Raw genomic sequence first — 16,029 nt, 5'->3', positions numbered from 1 at the left:
GGCCTGAGCGCCCATTCCTTGTCTCTTTCCGCGGAAGCCCGCGAGATCAGGCGAGGAGTGGGCGCTCAGGCTTGTCGGTGCAGCAGGGTCTCCAGTCGCGGATCGGCATGCGCTGCTGCGAGCCTCTCGAGATCTGCGGCGACGACGAGGGTGTGCATGTCGTCGATTCCGGTGGCGGCACACCACGAGTGGTCTGTCGGCCACCAGAAGTTCGGCGTGCGTAGTCGGACGGCACCCGCCTCGACGGACCGGGTGGCCCGCACCACCTGATACGACGGCCCGGTCGGGTCCTCCCGCACCCGGGCACACTGGCGGATCGGGTGGTCGAGCAAACCGTTCCACCCGTCCCAGAACAGGCCGTGAGCCGCGTCGTCGAAGTGCGAGTACACCGCGTCGAGCAGTCCGGCCGGCAGGGAGCCCATCTCGGGTGTCGCGTCGAACAGTCCGTCGACGGTCGCGCACGGATCGTCGAATCCGCTGAGTTCCGGGAAGGCCATGCCAGGCTCGAGGCGCACATTTCGCGCCTCGGCAATCTCGGCCCAGGTGGCCGGTTGCGCCTCCCCGTCCGGGCCCAGGTGAGCGGGGTGCAGGATCCGCAGGACATAGGGGAATCTATCGGCCGCCCACCCGCTCGCCGGTCCGGCGTCCGGGTAGCGGTAGGGCGCGAGCCACGTCGCGGCGTCGGGTGACGGATCGCCGACCCATCCGAGGGAACCGGGCATGAAGTGATTGTGCGACATCGGCCTGAGCGCCCATTCTTTGCCGTCGTCCGCGGAAGCCCGCGAGATCAGCGCAGGAGTGGGCGCTCGAGCTCGGTCGTTCGGGAAGCGAGCTGACGGCTCCTCGCGCACAGCGGACTCATTCGGTCTCCAGCTTGTGCAGGATCGGGCGCAGGCGGGCAACGGTTCGCGCGTCCTCGACAGCGATGTCGCCGGTGGAGTCGAAGCGCTCGTCGCGGTCGACGAGGGTTTGGAGCTTCTTCGCGACCGCGCGGCGGACCGTTGCCGGTGCGGCCGCCAGCCGTTCGGCGAGGCGGAGGCCGAGCTCGCGCGCCCACCGGTCGGTCACGGCCCCCGCGACCACTTTCACGATTCGTGCGGGAGCGTCGGGCAGGGGCAGCCCGACGTCGAGGAGGGCGATCGCGGCGGCGGCGCTCGTCTTGACGATCGGGCCGTTGTAGTCCTTGCGGTCGGTGACGACGAGATCGGTGAGCAGCGCCTCGAAGTCGGTGCACGCCTCGGGCGGTAGCAACTGTCGGGCGCGCCAATCGAGCGCGAGACCGATCGCTTCCTCGATGGGGCCGCGACCGGCGTCGATGATGCTGCGGACCACAGGCCAGCCGGTTGCGGCCTCGTCCGAGTCGACGGCGGCGAGGATGCGCAGCGCGGTGAGCTGGTTACCTCGCTGGTGGTCGCTTGTCGCGGCCTTCGTGCCTACGAGGCCGCGACACCAGTCGAGGAAGCGACGGTCGGTGCGGTCAGCCCAGTGCGCGAGCACCTCCGACTCCTTGTGCTCGAGGTCGGCGTCGAGGACATGATGGAAGTCATCCGTGTCCTTCGTCAGGCGTGCGAGAGCGAGCAGCACGGTCGCGTCGCCGGTGACGCTCGCCTCGCGGACACGGTCGATACCGGCGGTGTCGCCCCACGTCGCCAGCGCGTCGGCGGACTGCCTCGGCGCGACCGCGAGAAGCTCCCGGACCTCGGGCAGCGCGTCCGCGGCAGCCTCGGCGGGCCAGGAGGCCAGCAACTCGACGAGGTGTCCGGCGCCGTCGCGGGACGGATCGGCAGGAGGCTTCTGCCGCAGCGCCTGCCGGATGCCGGCGACGACCATGGTGGAGGACGGTGCGTGCTCGCGCACGAGCGCGTAGCCGAGCGCGGAACGTCCCGACGCGGAGGTGGCAACCATGAGGCCGCGTGCTGCGGGGTTCGTGAGCAGGGCCTGGGCCATCGGGCGAGCCCACCGTCCGTCGCCGGCCCGCAGCAGGGCGAGCGCGGCATCTGTCCGAGCATCCGTGTCGAAGGTGCTCGACCCGATGGCGGAGGTGTCACCGGTGGTGACCCGCTCGGCGAGGGCAACGAGTGCGTCGCAGACTTCGGGTGTCGCCGGGCACTGCCGGAGCGCTGCGATCATCGACTCCGGCCCGGCTTCGGGGAGCGCCGCGAGTGCGAGCAGACGACGGACCGCGGCCGGAGCGTTGCTCCGGGAACCGACGACGACATCGACGAGCCCGGCGATCGTCGTCTCGTCCGGCATCGGCAGCGCAGCGAGTACGTGAGCCGACGCCTCGGGGTTGTTCGCGCTCAACCACTCCGGAAGGTTTCCGACATCGAACGCGATGTGCGAGGCCACCTCGACGGCGAGCTCCCATCCCGTGACGAGCGCGTCGAGGTCCGTGGTCTCGGTGCTCCCGGCCGCGATCCGCGCGAGCGTCGCCGCCATCATCAGGCCGGGATCCCCGTCGGCGAGAGCCGCCGCGACATCGGCACCGAGAGTCGTGAGCGCGGCGACACATGCCTGCTCGACCTGCGCGGCCGGGCGTGCGTCAGCCCGTGCCGAGAGTGTTTCTACCGCAGCGGAATCGGCCGTGCGGGCCGCGGCCTGCAGCAGTGCCGAGGCCGCGGCTTCCGGGCCGTCGTCGGCGATCAGTGGTCGTACGAGCGCTGCGATTCCGAGCAACGAGTCTCGGGCCGAGCGGACGAGGGCGGCCGTCTCGGCGTCGTCCGCCCCGACCTGTTCATAGTCGTGCACCGCGTCGGCGAACATCAGCAGCAACCACGCCGTGCCCTCAGCATCCGCGGTCTGCCGGGCGCCGAGCACCGACGCGATGGACGTCATCGCAGGCTCGGTCGAGTCGTAGAGGGTTCCCTGATGCAACACCGCCGACCACAGCTCGTGCAGCGATTCCTCGACTGTCTCCGCCCCGGTCAGTCCCTCGATCCAGCCGGGCACGTCGCTCGCATCACCGTATGCGTGCTCCAGCGTCGGCCAGTCGACATCGGCGAGGTGGGTGCGCCAGTGCGCGCTGTTCATGGGTCTCCTTGCCGTGGGACAGCCCGATGTCGGGCAGGCCGTTGTACAGCTTCGCCGCGTCCGCGACGGGCTGCACCGAGTCGGTGTGCCGCCGCCTGGCGTCGGTGGTCGCCGAGGAGTCTGCCATTGCCGGCGTGCGCTCGGCGGGGGAGGACGCGAGGTCTAGGCTCGTCGCACCGCAGAAGCTGAGATGAGGAGGGGCCGTGTTCAGTCGGTTCGTGGCGATCGGTGACAGCCAGAGCGAAGGACTCAACGACGGGGACGACCAGCTGGGCTATCGAGGCTGGGCGGACCGGCTCGCCGAGCGGCTTGCGGAGATCAACCCCGAGATGCTCTACGCCAACCTCGCGATCCGGGGCCGGCTGGCCCGCCAGGTGCGGGAGGAACAGTTGGCCCCCGCGTTGGCGCTCGAGCCCGACCTGGCATCCGTCGTCGCCGGCGTGAACGACCTGCTGCGACCGAAGTTCGAACCTGTCGCGATAGCAGCCGAACTGGAGATCGCGTTCGAGGCGCTGACCGCGTCGGGTGCGCGGGTGCTGACGATGACGTTCCCCACGCTCGGGGCGGGCATGCCGGGCGGCCGGGCGATCATGGCGCGGATCTCGGCGCTGAACGAGGAGATCCGGGCGGCCGCGGCACGGCACGGTGTCGCGGTGATCGACCTCGAGGTGTACCCGGTCGCGACGGACCCGCGGCTGTGGAGCTGGGATCGACTGCACCTCAACGCGGATGGCCACGACCGTCTGGCCGCGGCCGCGGCGACGGCGCTGGGAGTGCCCGGCACCGACCTGCGCTGGCAGGACAGTCTGGGTCCGCTGCCGCCGGTCACCGCACTCGGGCGAATCCGTGCCGACACCGAGTGGGCGGTCCGGTTCCTCGGGCCATGGCTCGGGCGTCGCGTGCGCGGGACGTCGTCGGGCGCCGGGCGCGTCGCGAAGCGACCGGAACTTGCTCCGGTCCGGCGGGAAGGCGAGCGGGATACGACATCGGCCTGAGCGCCCATTCCTTGCCTCGTTCCGCGGAAGCCCGCGAGATCAGAGGAGGAGTGGGCGCTCAGGCCGACAGGGGTCAGCGGGCCGCGCCGCGTCCGCGGATCCGTCCGAGCACCAGCAGCGCCACCAGGGTGACGAGCAGCAGCAGGGTGGTGTTCGCGGCGGCCTGGAACACCTGGCCGCGGTCGGTGAGGCCGAAGATGGCCACCGGCAACGTCTTCCACGTCGCCGGGTACACCATGATGGTGGCGCCCAGTTCGCCCATCGACAGCGCGACGGACAGGCCCGCGGCCGCGCCGAGGGCGGGCACCAGCAGCGGCAGCGTGATCCGGAACAGGACCCGGACGGGGCCGGCGCCGAGGGATTCGGCGGCCTGACGGTAGGCGGGGTCGAGACGGTCGAGTGCGGCGGAGACCGAGCTGAACGCGAAGGCCAGCACCAGCACGGCGTGCGCGAGGATGACGATCCACTTGGTGCCGCCGAGGAGCAGCGGCCGCTCGTTGAACGCGATGAGCATGCCCAGGCCGATCGCGACGGACGGCAGCTCCACCGGGAGGTGGAAGACCGCGTCGGTGACCTTGCGCAGCCACACCGGCGCCTCGCGCGCGGCCAACGCGGCCCAGGCCCCGAGGAACAACGCGATGCCGCCGGCAATGATCGCGGTCTGCAGGCTCACCGTCATGCTCGCGAGGTTGTCGTCGGACAGTGCCGCCGACAGGTTCTTCGTCCCCAGGTTCGAGGGCAGTGGGCCGTTCCACGCGCCCGCGAGCGCGGCGGCGATCACCGTCGCGATCGGGGCGACGAACACGGTCATGACGACCGCGCCGAAGAACGCCAGCGTGAGGTACCTAGCGCGTCGGGTCCAGAGCAGCACGGCTGCCTCCCATCAGTCGGGTGAACAGGAACCGGTAGCCGCCGTACAGCGTGAGCGACAGCGCCACCTGGACGGTCGCGATCACCGCGGCGCCGGGGAGGTCGAAGGTGACGATGCCGTGCGTGTAGATCAGCACCGGCAGGGTCATGACGTCCTTGGCTCCGGTGAACAGCACGATGCCGAACTCGTTGAGCGTCAACAGCAGTACCAGCGAGCCGCCCGCCATCAGTGCCGGCCAGGCCTCGGGCAGGATCACGGTGCGCAGCACCCGCAGGGGAGAGGCACCGAGGCTCGCGGCGACGTCGAGTTGCTCGCGGGGCATCTGGGTGAACGCCGCGAGCAGCGGTCGCACCACGAACGGGGTGAAGAACGTGATCTCGGCGGCGATCACGCCGAGCGGGGTGTTGAGGAAGTTCAGTGGCACCCGGTCGGCGCCCGTGATGCGGCTGATCAGTGCGTTCACGGCACCGGCGGTGCCGTACAGGAACGTGAACGCGAGCGTGACGAGGAACGAGGGCAGCGACAGGATGGTGTCGATCAGGCGTCCCACCACCTTCGACCCGGGGAACGGCACGAACGCGAGGACCAGCGCCAGGAACGTGCCGAGCACGAGGCACCCGAGCGTGGAGGCGAGCGCCACTTCGATCGTGCGCCACAAGGCCTTTCGGAACGACGCCGACCACAGCATGTCTGTCCACGCCGACCAGCCCCGGCCGGTGTCGGTGACGGTGGACTCGGCCAGCACTCGCGCCATCGGGTACACCGCGAACCCGATCACCAGCAGCAGCGGCGGAAGCACCCACAGCCCGGACCGCCACCGCGACGGCTCCGGCCGGGTCGGCGGGTCGGCGGCGACCGGGGCCTCGAGGAGGGCGGTCACGACACCGCCTCCGGGGCCGGCACCAGGACGGCGCCCCGCTCCGGGAAACGCAGCCCGACCTCGGTGCCCACCGGACGTTCGTCGTGGCCGGGCACGTCGACGTCGATCGGCGTCTCGGGCAGTCCGGGTAGCGCGATCGTGACCCGCGTCGACGACCCGCGCCACACGCTCGCGACGATGCGGGCCGGCAGCGCCCCGCGTTCGGCGGGGGAGGTGAGGGTGATCGCGTGCGGTCGCAGGCACAGCAGGGCGCCGGCGTCGGACTCCCACTCGGTGCGGCCGATCTCGGGCTGGGGTGCGTGCGCGGTGACGGGCGTGCCGCCCACGGACACCAGTGCCGACGTTCCGATCACCCGGGTCACCGTGCAGGGCAGCAGGTTCGCGCCGCCGAGGAACGCGGCGGTGAAGCTGCTCGGCGGGCGCTTCCACAGGTTCTCGGCGGTGTCGACGTCCACCAGGCGGGCGTCGCGCATGACGGCGATGCGGTCGGCGAGTGCCAGCGCCTCGGACTGGTCGTGCGTCACGTAGAGCATCGCGGTGTCCGGGAGCGCCGCCCGCAGTTCCTGCAGTTCGGTGAGCATGCTCTGGCGCAGTTGCGCGTCGAGGGCGGCGAGCGGCTCGTCGAGCAGCAGCACCTTGGGGCGGATGGCGAGTGCGCGGGCGATCGCCACGCGCTGCTGCTGACCGCCGGACAGCTCTCGTGGCAACCGCTTGCCGTAGGCCGACATGCCGACCATCGCGAGGGCGTCGGACACCCGGTCCGCGATCTCCGACCGCGGAACACGCTGTGCGCGTAGTCCGAATGCGACGTTGTCGGCGACCCGCATGTGCGGGAACAGGGCATACGACTGGACGACGACGCCGATGCCACGCTTGGCCGGGGGCAGATCGGTGACGTCGTCGCCGCCGAGTCGGACGGTCCCTGAGGTGGGCCGGGTGAAGCCGGCCAGTGCCTTGAGCGCGGTGGACTTACCCGACCCGCTGGGGCCGAGCAGGGCTACGGTCTCGCCGCGGGCGACCCGCAGGTTGAAGTCGACCAGGGCCCGGGTGGTCCCGCGGCCGCGGCCGTAGGAGACGGTGACCCGGTCGAACGTGATGGCCGGAGCGGAGTGCGCGGTCGCGCCGCCGTTGCGGGCTCTGGTGCCGAGGGACCGCCCGGACTCGAATCGAGACATGTCAGTTACCGGTGGCCTTCTGGTAGGCGGCGATGTCGGCGTCGAGCGAGGCGAGGACGTCGTTCCAGTTCGGGGTCCACACCTCGACACCGTTCACGAGCCCGGTCGGGGTGGACTTGTCGGTGGAGGTGCCCGCCGCGTCACGGACGTCGGTGCGCACCGAGACGCCGAGCGCGTCGGTGGCGACCGTCTTCTGCGCCTTCTCCGACAGCAGGTACTCCATCAGCTTCTTGGCGTCGTCGGAGTGCGGGGCGCCCTTCGCCAGGCCCATCACGTACGGCAGTGCGACCGTGGTGCGCTTGCCGCCGTCGGCGGGGAAGAAGATGTCGAACTCGGAGCCGTCATCCTTGATGGACGCGAGGTTCATCTGGACGTCGCCGTTCGCGACGAGCAGTTCACCGTTGCTGACCTTGGGCTGCAGCTTGCCGGTGGACGACGACGGTCCGACGTTGTTGGCCTGCAGCTTCGCGAGGTAGTCCAGCGCGCCCTCCTTGCCCTTGAGGTGCTGGAGCAGCAGCAGGACGGCGGTGCCGTCGCCGGCCTGGCCGGGGGTGGAGTACTGCAGCTTGCCCTTGAACTGGTCGGTGAGCAGGTCGTCCCACGTGGCCGGGGCCGGGTTGGCGCCGGGGTTGGCGATGAACGACAGGTAGTTGTCGACCAGGGGTACGTACTTGCCCTCCGGGTCCTGGACGTCGGCGGGGACGGCGGAGGTGTCGATGCCGCTGGGCTCGAGCAGTCCCTGTGCGTCGGCCTTCTGGATGAACGGCGGCAGCGTCACCACGACGTCGGCCTGCGGGTTGGACTGCTCCTTCTCCACGCGGGAGACGACCTCGCCGGAGCCGGCCTCGACGAGGTTGACGGCGATGCCTGTCTCCTCGGTGAACGCGGCGAACTGGGTCTTGTACCAGCCGGCGAGGCCGTCGGCGCTGTAGACGGTGACGGTACCGCCGCCGCCGGTCGCCGCGGTGCCGGTGCCGCCGCAGGCGGTCAGGGTGAGGGCCGCGGTCGTCATCGCGATCGCCGCGATACCGACACGGAAACGCTCGGTGTTCCTGCTCATTCGGATGTCCTTGTCTGGGTGAGGGATTCGAACGGTGACGGGAGGGATCAGTTGCTAAGGGAGAGAACGAGATCGGTGAACTCGCGGACCGACGGCACCACGTGGGTGGGATTCGCGGTGCGCAGTTGCTGCTCGTCGTGCGCGCCGGTGAGGGTGCCCGCCACGATGGCGGCGCCGGCACGCAGGCCGCTGGTGACGTCGTTGGCGGTGTCGCCCAGCACCGCAACCTCTTTCACGTCGTCGATGCCGAGACGCATGAGGGCGGTGAGGATCAGGTCCGGGTAGGGGCGCCCGCGTCCCGCCTCGGCGGGGGAGAGGGTGAGGTCCGCCAGCGTCTGCCAGCCCAGCGCGGCGAGGAGCTTGTCCTGCGTGGTGCGACTGAATCCGGTGGTCAGTGCCACCTTGACACCAGCATCACGCAGCGCCGTGATCGACTCGGCGGCATCGGGAATCGCGGTGGCGCCGCCCTCGTCGACGAGGCGGTCGTACTCGGCCTCGAACGCGCGGTTCGCGGCCTGGGCCCGGTCCTCGTCGCCGAACAGCGCGCGGAACACGACGATCTTGGACTGACCCATCGTGTCGAGCACGTACTGCCGGGCGGCGCCGGCCTCGGGGCCGGTCGCGGGCAGCCCGGCCGCGGCGCCGGCCGCGTCGAACGCGTGCAGGACGAGGCCGTCGTCGGCGACGGTGGTGCCGGCCATGTCGAGGACGGCGAGCTTGATGGTGGTCACGGTGGCTCCTGTGGGGTTCGGGGCTCAGAGGCCCAGCTGGTCGGCGGTCTGTTCGGCGAGGGCGGGGCCCAGGGTCATGCCGCGTCCGCCCGGCCCGGCGACCACCCACACGCCGTCGGCCGGCTCTGCGCGGTGCACCAGTTGCTGCGGGTCCAGGCACTGGCTGTACACCCCGGCCCAGCGCTTGACGATCGGCGGCAGGTCCCGGCCGAGCAGTTCCTCGACCACGCTGGTCAGGTGCCGGTACGGGGCCTCGTCGACGTCGAAGTCGAACGGCTCGTCGTACTCGTGGGTGTCGCCGATGGTCAGGCCGCCGTGCAGGCGCTGCACGCACAGCAACTGCATCCGGTGCTCGGCGGCGGTGGGCTCCTGCGGTTGGGCGTCGCGCAGGGCGTCGAGGGCCGACCCTGCGAAGGCAGGGTAGTAGCGCATGCTGTCGCCGTCGGCGATCGCGGTGGTGAGCGCCTCGCCGAGCGGTGCGGTCTGCATCATCTGCAGGCGCACCCGGCGCAGCGGCAGGTCGCCGGCGAGATCGCGGGCCAGGCCGCCGAGCGTCGCGCCAGGGCACACGATGACCAGGTCGGCGTCGAACGTGCGCTCGTGGTCGTCGCGGATGCGGACGCCGGTCGCGGTGGAGGTGATCTCGCGGGCCTCGGTGCCGGCGTGGAAGGCGTAGCGGCCCGACGCCTCCAGATGACGGCGGACGGCGGGCAGTGCGACGCGGGACTCCACGGCACCGTCCCGGGTGCAGTGCAGGCCGGCGAGGAACTTGCCCCGCAACGCAGGATTGACGGCGCGGACCGCGTCGGGCTCGAGCAGTGTGAAGCCGCGGACGTCGGCGTCGTCGCGGGCCGCCATGTCCTCGGCGACCGCGACTTCCTCGGGGGTGCGCAGCAGTGTCATCGAGCCCGCGGCGCGGAAGCCGATCCCGGGGACGCGGCGGGCCAGGTCGGCCCACAGTTCACGGGAGCGCAGCGACGCGTCCAGTTCGTGTTCGGCCCGACCGGACACCCACACCAATCCGAAGTTGCGCACGGTGGCACCGCGCGCCTCGAGTTCGCGTTCGAGATGGATGACGTCGTGTCCTCGACGGATCGCCTCGTCGGCGTGTGCCGTTCCGAGGATTCCTCCGCCCACAATTGCAATTCGCATGGGACACAGCATGCGCATTGGTCTAGACCATCTGGGGGATGTTCGGGAAACGTCGGATGAACAATTGGTATAGACCGTATTTGTGTAGTCTGCAGGCATGAACGACAACACGATCGTGCTCGAAGAGACTGCCGCGCTGATGGATTCGTTGCGTGGGATCTTCGACGGGGAAGCGGTCGACGAACTCGCCCACGCGCTGCAGGCGGCGGGCCACGCCATCGCCGACGGGGCCGACGACGAACTGGTACTGGCCTGCGCGCTGCACGATCTGGCACGCAGCCCGCTCGTCGGCGTCGAGGCCGCGACCGCGCACGACCGGTTCGCCCGGGAGTGGCTCACCCCGCGCTTCGGTGAGCGGGTGGGCTGGCTGGCCGGCGCACACGTCGCGGCCAAGCGGTTCCTGGTGGCCACCGAGCCGGGCTACGCGGACGGGCTGTCCGCGGAATCCGTCGCGACCCTGGGGCTGCAGGGGGGTCCGGCGGTGGAGGAGGCATGGACCTCGCACCCGTGGTGGCCGGATGCGGTGCGGTTGCGCCGGTACGACGATCGCGCGAAAGTGCCGGGCGCGCAATCCCCGTCGATCGACGACGTCGTGGTGGCACGACGCGTGCGCGACGGGCTGGGGGTGTCCCGATGACCGCCGAGAGCCTGCCCAAGCACTACCTGGTTCGGACGCATGTCGAGGATCTGCTCGCCGACCTGTCCGAGGGCGATTCCGTCCCCGCCGAGCGGGAACTCGCCGCGCGGTGCGCCGTCTCGCGCGAGACGGTGCGGCAGGCGCTGCACGAGTTGCTCGTGGCGGGCCGCATCGAACGCCGCGGTCGGGGGACCGTCGTCGCGCGACCCAAGCTCGTCCAACCGCTCTCGCTCGGTTCCTACACCGAGGGTGCGCTCAGTCAGGGCCGGGAGCCGGGGCGTTTCCTGGTGCGGTGGGAGGAGATCGACGCTCACGCGAAGCTCGCTGACATCCTGGAGATCGCAGTCGGTGAACCGGTGATCCACCTCGAACGTGTGCTCCTCGCGGACGGTGAGCGCATCGGTCTCGAGAGCACGTACCTGCCGCAGCGGCGGTTTCCGGATCTGCACGACACGTTCGATCCCGAGACGTCGCTGTATGCCGCGATCCGGGCGCGGGACATCGTGTTCACCACGGCGACCGAACGCATCGAGACCGCGCTGCCGACGCCGCGGGAGGCGGCGCTGGTGGAATCGAGCACCGCGATGCCGATGCTGAAACTGCACCGCGTCTCCCGCGACGCCGACGGTGTGCCGATCGAGCGCGTCCGGTCCCTCTACCGCGGGGACCGGATGGCGTTCGTCACCGAACTGCGCTGATCACGAAGCCAGGATCCGGGCCTTCTCGGCGGCGAACTCGGCGTCCGTGAGCACGCCCTGGTCCCGGAGTTCACCGAGTTGTTTCAGGGCGGCGATCCGGTCGGGGCCTCCGGCGGGCGGTGGGGCAGGCGGCGGGGGAGGTGGTGGCGCCTGGGGTGCCGCATATTGCGGGGCCGGCTGTTCGGCCGCCCACCGCTGGCCCTGGCGTCGGGACACTCGATTCGAGACCGCCGTCGCGGTTCCGGCCACTGCGGCGGTACGTGCGATTCCGCGGAGAAGTCCGGGCATGGTGTGCTCCTTGATCGTCAGCTGGCGGTGTCGAGCGACTCGAGGTTCTCCAGAATCGTCTGGAGGGGGATGCGCCCCGTGGCCACGAGCTGTGCGCCGCTGTGGCGCAGTGCTGCCGCGAAGGGGGCAGCCCAGCGGTTCTCGTACACGAGAACCGCTGCGGAACAGCCTGGTTCGAGGATGGCGGCGGCTTCCTCGAGGTCGGTCTCCTTCAGCAGATCCGACGACGCCTCCGCGAACAGCGTCACGTCGATCTCACCTTCGAAGCCGACGTCGTCGATCTCGATGCCCGACAGCGATCCGTCGGCCTCCTTGCGGACGAACGCGAGGTCGAGCACGCGGATGATGCCGCGCTCGACGAGCCCGCGGAGGATCGGTAGTGCGGAGCCGTCGGGTTGCCGATCGGCAGGAAACTCCACGACGAGATAGTCGATGGGCCCGAGATCGTCGAGTTCGGTGTCGTTCACTGCGGAGCCTCTCTTTTCGGAAAACAGGTGGACCGCTCGGTCGACGTGAAGTACCTCCCCGTCCCCGTTCGCCCAACAATCGTCTGGGTCTGCGCGGCCCGGGGTCAAGCTCGAAACGGCATCGAAGTCAGTGCAATTCGAGGCGAACGAGGCGAGTGTCTCGAACACCCCCGACCGGACAAGAATCGCTCGGCGGTCGTGTCGAATTCCGCAACGAGCGACCCCTGCGGGGAGAGAGAATGGGGTGCGCGGCCCGGTCGGGCCGGCACCCAAGGGATGGCCATGTCGCGAGGACGTGTCCGTCGCGCGACGTACTGAGGGCCGTGGATGTCGTGAGCAAGAAGGCTGGGGCCGGGAAGCCCGGCAAGCGCGCGGGGCCGCCCGGTGGGCGCACCCCCGACGCCGGTGAGCTGACGGAGACCGGCACCGTCGCATCTGCGGCGCCGATGAAGAACAAGGACTACCGCCGGGAGCTCAAACCCCTCCACGCCGAGCTGGTGGCGATGCAGGAATGGGTCAAGGCGTCCGGCGCGAAGGTGTGCATCGTGTTCGAGGGCCGCGACACGGCCGGCAAGGGCGGCGTCATCAAGGCGATCACCGAGCGGGTCTCACCCCGGGTGTTCCGGGTGGTAGCCCTACCGGCGCCGACCGATCGTGAGAAGTCGCAGATGTATGTTCAGCGATACATGCCGCACCTGCCCGCGGCCGGCGAGGTCGTCATCTTCGATCGCAGTTGGTACAACCGCGCGGGCATCGAGCGCGTCCTCGGCCTGTGCACCGAGGACCAGGCGCGGCAGTTCCTCCAGATCATTCCGACCGTGGAACGCGCGATCGTCGAGTCCGGCGTCATCCTGCTGAAGTACTGGCTGGAGGTTGGTCAGGACCAACAGACGCTCCGTCTGCAGAGTCGCATCGACGACCCGCGAAAGATCTGGAAGCTGTCCCGGATGGACCTGGAGTCGTACAGCCACTGGTTCGATTACTCGCGGGCCAGGGACGAGATGTTCCGGTTCACCGACACCGGCTGGGCGCCGTGGTACGTCGCGCTCAACGACGACAAGAGACGCGGACGCCTCAATGTGATCAGCCACCTGCTGAGTCAGGTTCCCTACGAGCCGCTGGAGCATCACGACGTCTCCTTGCCCGAACAGCAGAGCGCCGAGGGCTACCGACCGCCCACCCAGCCGCTGCACTGGATTCCGACGCCGTTCTGACATCCCCGAGTCACCGGGCAAGGAGGAGGCGCGATGGCCACCGAACACCCCGTGCCCGATCGGGCGCAGGCCCCCACGGACGGGGAGCCCCGATCGGATTGGCACATCCGTGACGCCGACGCCGTCGTGTCGGCCCTGGGCTCCGACCGTCGTGCCGGACTGACGACCGCCGAGACCGATGCGCGGCGCGGGCGGTACGGCGTCAACGAGATCGCCTCCGAGCCCGCCCCGTCGATCTGGGCCGTGGCTCTGCTGCAGCTGAAGGATCCGATGAACCTGATGCTGGTGGCGGTGGTGATCGTCAGTCTGATCATCGGGGAGATCCCGACCGCGCTCGTGGTGGTGGCGCTGGTCGTCCTCAACATCGTGCTGGGCACGCAGCAGGAACTGAAAGCGCGAGCCAGCGTCGACGCCCTCGCCAGGATGCAGATTCCACAGGCGCGGGTCATCCGAGACGGCACGCTGATCCAGCTGCCCGCACCGGATCTCGTCCCCGGCGACATCGTCGAACTCGAGGCCGGTGACCTTGTCCCGGCGGACGGCCGACTGCTGCGCTCGGCCACCCTGGAAACCCAGGAGGCGGCGCTGACGGGGGAGAGCGCGCCCGTCGCGAAGGATCCGCAGACACTCGATGCCGTGGATGTCCCACTCGGCGATCGCAGCAACATCCTGTTCCAGAACACCTCCGTCACCCGTGGCACCGCGACGATGGTCGTGACGGAGACCGGCATGCGGACCGAGATGGGTCGGATCGCGTCGATGCTGTCGGCGATCGCTCCCGTCAAGTCTCCGCTGCAGCGAGAACTCGATTCGCTGACCAAGGTGCTCGGCATCATCGCGTGGGTTGCGGTGGCGATCATCGTCGTCATCGGACTGCTGCGTGGACAGGACCTCACCACGGTCATGTTGCTCGGCATCTCGATGGGGGTGTCCGCGATCCCGACCGGTCTGCCGACGTTCGTGCAGGCCATGCTGGCGTACGGCGCTCGCCGGCTGGCCGATGCGAAGGCGGTCGTCAAGAACCTCAGCGATGTCGAAACCCTCGGCGCCACAAGCGCGATCAACTCCGACAAGACCGGCACTCTGACGATGAACCAGATGACGGTCCGGTCGCTGTACTTCCACTGCCGGTGGTTCACGGTGGACGGCGAGGGCTACAGCAAGTCCGGGACTGTCGCGCACGTCGCGGGGGAGCCGGTTCCGGACTTCACGCTGCTGGCGTACGGGCTGTGTCTCGACAGCGATGCCACCGTCACCGACAGCGGGGAGGTGGTCGGCGATCCGACCGAGGCCGCGCTGGTCGTCCTCGCGGCCAAGCTGGGGGTCGACGCCCCGAGCACCCGGCGCACGTATCCGCGGGTGGCGGAGGTTCCGTTCGATTCCGCGTACAAGTTCATGTCGACGTTCCACCATCTACCGGTCGACGGCGACACCCGGTTCGTCGAGCTCGTCAAGGGCGGACCGGACGTGGTTCTCGCGCGGTGCGGGTCCGCCTTCCGGCCGGGTCGGGAACTGGTTCCCCTCGACGACGTCCGCGACGAGATCACGGCTGCCAACCGCGTGATGTCCGAAAAGGGCCTTCGTGTCCTGGCTTTCGCCGCCCGCATCCTCGACGGCCAGGAACGAGCGGTGGCCGACGATCCGATGGCGTTCGTCGAGGACCTCGTCTTCGTCGGCATGGTGGGCATCATCGACCCGCTGCGACCGGAGGCGATCGATGCCGTCCGCACAGCGCACACCGCGGGCATCGACGTCCGCATGATCACCGGCGACCACGCGGTGACCGCGTCCGCGATCGGCGCCGAACTCGGACTCGGGCCCGGGGCGATCGGCGGCGCCGAACTCCAGGCCATGACCGATGAGGAACTTGCGGCCGCGCTGCCGGAGCTCCACGTCTTCGGCCGCGTCACACCGCAGGACAAGCTCCGTCTCGCGGGCGTCATGCAACAGGGCGGCGCGATCGTCGCGATGACCGGTGACGCGGTCAACGACGCCGCCGCGCTGAAGAAGGCCGACATCGGTGTCGCGATGGGGTCGGGCAGCGAGGTGACCAAACAGGCCGGCAAGCTCATCCTCACCGACGACAACTTCGGGACCCTGGTCACCGCGATCCGTCTGGGCCGCAGCATCTACGACAAGATCGTGTCGTACATCCGCTACCAGATGTCCAAGCTGTTCTCCCTGGTGCTGCTGTTCCTGGTGGCCAGCGTGTTCGGGATCAACGACGGCGTCGCACTCACTCCGCTGATGGTGCTGTTCCAGCACTTCTTCATCACGCTGTTCCCGGTGATCGTCATCATGCAGGACCCGCCACCACCCAATCTGATGGACAAGCCGCCCCGGGACCCGGGCCGGCCGATCGCCAACAAGCGGTCGTTCGTGCAGTGGTTCGCGTACGGTGCTCTCCAATTCGCGGTCACCCTGGCGGCGATGCTCCTGGCCCCCGGATCGATGAGCCCGACCGAACCGAACGTCCCGATGACGATGGCGTTCGTCGTGCTGTCCTTCGGTTCCATTCTCGCCGGGCTGGTTCTGCGGCGTGATCCCGACTCCGGTCTCACCGCACCGATTCTCGGCGCGATCAAGATCCTGTCGATTCCGACCGTCGTGACGGTGCTCGCAGTCGAACTCGGCTTCCTCCAGGACCTTCTCACCACCACGACGCTGACCGGCGGCCAGTGGCTCGCGTGTCTCGGGTGGTCGCTGATCGTCCCGGTCGTGATCGAGGCGGAGAAGGCGCTGCGGCGCCGTCGCCGACGGAGGTCGGCGCCGCCCGCACCGATTCCCGCGGCGGAGGTGGTCGCGCCGCAGCGCGCACATCTGCGTTGATC

15 protein-coding genes are annotated in these 16,029 nt (G+C 69.8%); 5 read left to right on the top strand and 10 right to left on the bottom strand.

Translation table 11 applies throughout. From position 1 onward, the window contains the following. Positions 1-65: 65 nt before the first annotated feature. Positions 66-722, bottom strand: coding sequence for a hypothetical protein (locus AB4Z09_RS01100; RefSeq protein WP_174909590.1), 657 nt, complete (start codon positions 720-722; stop codon positions 66-68). A 136-nt stretch (positions 723-858) separates the two neighbouring features. Continuing rightward, positions 859-3,030, bottom strand: a complete 2,172-nt coding sequence (locus AB4Z09_RS01095) for a hypothetical protein (protein WP_442239004.1) — start codon at positions 3,028-3,030, stop codon at positions 859-861. A gap of 203 nt (positions 3,031-3,233) precedes the next feature. Here AB4Z09_RS01095 and AB4Z09_RS01090 point away from each other — a divergent pair, with 203 nt between their 5' ends. Next, positions 3,234-4,025: an SGNH/GDSL hydrolase family protein gene (locus AB4Z09_RS01090; protein WP_174909594.1), complete on the top strand. Its 792-nt coding sequence runs from the start codon at positions 3,234-3,236 to the stop codon at positions 4,023-4,025. A gap of 73 nt (positions 4,026-4,098) precedes the next feature. Here AB4Z09_RS01090 and AB4Z09_RS01085 read toward each other — a convergent pair whose 3' ends face one another. From AB4Z09_RS01085 to AB4Z09_RS01060, 6 genes are read right to left on the bottom strand one after another with little or no spacing between them, the layout of a single operon-like run. Continuing rightward, complete coding sequence (locus tag AB4Z09_RS01085; RefSeq protein WP_174909596.1) at positions 4,099-4,896, bottom strand: ABC transporter permease; 798 nt, start codon at positions 4,894-4,896, stop codon at positions 4,099-4,101. Then, positions 4,871-5,776 carry a 2-aminoethylphosphonate ABC transporter permease subunit gene (locus AB4Z09_RS01080; protein WP_174909598.1) on the bottom strand — a complete coding sequence of 302 codons (906 nt, stop codon included), beginning with the start codon at positions 5,774-5,776 and terminating at the stop codon, positions 4,871-4,873. The genes AB4Z09_RS01085 and AB4Z09_RS01080 overlap by 26 nt, the downstream gene beginning before the upstream one ends. Then, positions 5,773-6,951 (bottom strand): ABC transporter ATP-binding protein, encoded by a 1,179-nt coding sequence (locus tag AB4Z09_RS01075; protein ID WP_174909600.1) that lies wholly within the window; start codon positions 6,949-6,951, stop codon positions 5,773-5,775. The genes AB4Z09_RS01080 and AB4Z09_RS01075 overlap by 4 nt, the downstream gene beginning before the upstream one ends. Before the next feature lies 1 nt (position 6,952). Beyond that, positions 6,953-8,011, bottom strand: a complete 1,059-nt coding sequence (locus tag AB4Z09_RS01070; protein WP_174909602.1) for a 2-aminoethylphosphonate ABC transporter substrate-binding protein — start codon at positions 8,009-8,011, stop codon at positions 6,953-6,955. Positions 8,012-8,058: 47 nt separating this feature from the next. After that, a complete protein-coding gene (locus AB4Z09_RS01065) occupies positions 8,059-8,742 on the bottom strand; it encodes a phosphonatase-like hydrolase (protein ID WP_174909603.1) in 684 nt (227 codons plus the stop codon). A gap of 24 nt (positions 8,743-8,766) precedes the next feature. Next, positions 8,767-9,894: a TIGR03364 family FAD-dependent oxidoreductase gene (locus AB4Z09_RS01060; protein WP_174909605.1), complete on the bottom strand. Its 1,128-nt coding sequence runs from the start codon at positions 9,892-9,894 to the stop codon at positions 8,767-8,769. A gap of 97 nt (positions 9,895-9,991) precedes the next feature. On the opposite strand from AB4Z09_RS01060, the gene AB4Z09_RS01055 reads away from it, so the two are divergent. Together AB4Z09_RS01055 and AB4Z09_RS01050 are read left to right on the top strand one after the other, a co-directional pair. Continuing rightward, positions 9,992-10,531: an HD family phosphohydrolase gene (locus AB4Z09_RS01055; protein ID WP_174909607.1), complete on the top strand. Its 540-nt coding sequence runs from the start codon at positions 9,992-9,994 to the stop codon at positions 10,529-10,531. Further along, positions 10,528-11,229 (top strand): GntR family transcriptional regulator, encoded by a 702-nt coding sequence (locus AB4Z09_RS01050; RefSeq protein ID WP_114719603.1) that lies wholly within the window; start codon positions 10,528-10,530, stop codon positions 11,227-11,229. The genes AB4Z09_RS01055 and AB4Z09_RS01050 overlap by 4 nt, the downstream gene beginning before the upstream one ends. On the opposite strand, the gene AB4Z09_RS01045 is transcribed toward AB4Z09_RS01050, so the two are convergent. Continuing rightward, positions 11,230-11,517, bottom strand: a complete 288-nt coding sequence (locus AB4Z09_RS01045) for an SHOCT domain-containing protein (protein WP_114719605.1) — start codon at positions 11,515-11,517, stop codon at positions 11,230-11,232. Positions 11,518-11,534: 17 nt separating this feature from the next. Continuing rightward, positions 11,535-11,984 carry a DUF6325 family protein gene (locus AB4Z09_RS01040; RefSeq protein ID WP_174909609.1) on the bottom strand — a complete coding sequence of 150 codons (450 nt, stop codon included), beginning with the start codon at positions 11,982-11,984 and terminating at the stop codon, positions 11,535-11,537. Between the two features lie 410 nt (positions 11,985-12,394). On the opposite strand from AB4Z09_RS01040, the gene ppk2 reads away from it, so the two are divergent. Together ppk2 and AB4Z09_RS01030 are read left to right on the top strand one after the other, a co-directional pair. Beyond that, a complete protein-coding gene (gene ppk2 / locus AB4Z09_RS01035) occupies positions 12,395-13,198 on the top strand; it encodes a polyphosphate kinase 2 (protein ID WP_254622974.1) in 804 nt (267 codons plus the stop codon). 33 nt (positions 13,199-13,231) lie between these two features. After that, complete coding sequence (locus AB4Z09_RS01030) at positions 13,232-16,027, top strand: cation-translocating P-type ATPase (protein ID WP_174909611.1); 2,796 nt, start codon at positions 13,232-13,234, stop codon at positions 16,025-16,027. The last annotated feature ends 2 nt before the right edge of the window (positions 16,028-16,029 follow it).

Origin of the sequence: Rhodococcus sp. TAF43, assembly GCF_052113525.1 — a bacterium.
Taxonomy (GTDB): domain Bacteria; phylum Actinomycetota; class Actinomycetes; order Mycobacteriales; family Mycobacteriaceae; genus Prescottella.
Note: the sequence above shows the minus strand (reverse complement) of the source record. Positions and strands in the feature narration are given on the sequence as shown.

Bases quoted from the DNA above. Each gene is read 5' to 3' on its own strand.
- AB4Z09_RS01100 (WP_174909590.1), bottom strand. From the start codon at position 722: ATGCCCGGTTCCCTCGGATGGGTCGGCGATCCGTCACCCGACGCCGCG.
- AB4Z09_RS01075 (WP_174909600.1), bottom strand. From the start codon at position 6,951: ATGTCTCGATTCGAGTCCGGGCGGTCCCTCGGCACCAGAGCCCGCAAC.
- AB4Z09_RS01050 (WP_114719603.1), top strand. From the start codon at position 10,528: ATGACCGCCGAGAGCCTGCCCAAGCACTACCTGGTTCGGACGCATGTC.
- AB4Z09_RS01095 (WP_442239004.1), bottom strand. From the start codon at position 3,030: ATGAACAGCGCGCACTGGCGCACCCACCTCGCCGATGTCGACTGGCCG.
- AB4Z09_RS01045 (WP_114719605.1), bottom strand. From the start codon at position 11,517: ATGCCCGGACTTCTCCGCGGAATCGCACGTACCGCCGCAGTGGCCGGA.
- AB4Z09_RS01070 (WP_174909602.1), bottom strand. From the start codon at position 8,011: ATGAGCAGGAACACCGAGCGTTTCCGTGTCGGTATCGCGGCGATCGCG.
- AB4Z09_RS01055 (WP_174909607.1), top strand. From the start codon at position 9,992: ATGAACGACAACACGATCGTGCTCGAAGAGACTGCCGCGCTGATGGAT.
- AB4Z09_RS01060 (WP_174909605.1), bottom strand. From the start codon at position 9,894: ATGCGAATTGCAATTGTGGGCGGAGGAATCCTCGGAACGGCACACGCC.
- AB4Z09_RS01030 (WP_174909611.1), top strand. From the start codon at position 13,232: ATGGCCACCGAACACCCCGTGCCCGATCGGGCGCAGGCCCCCACGGAC.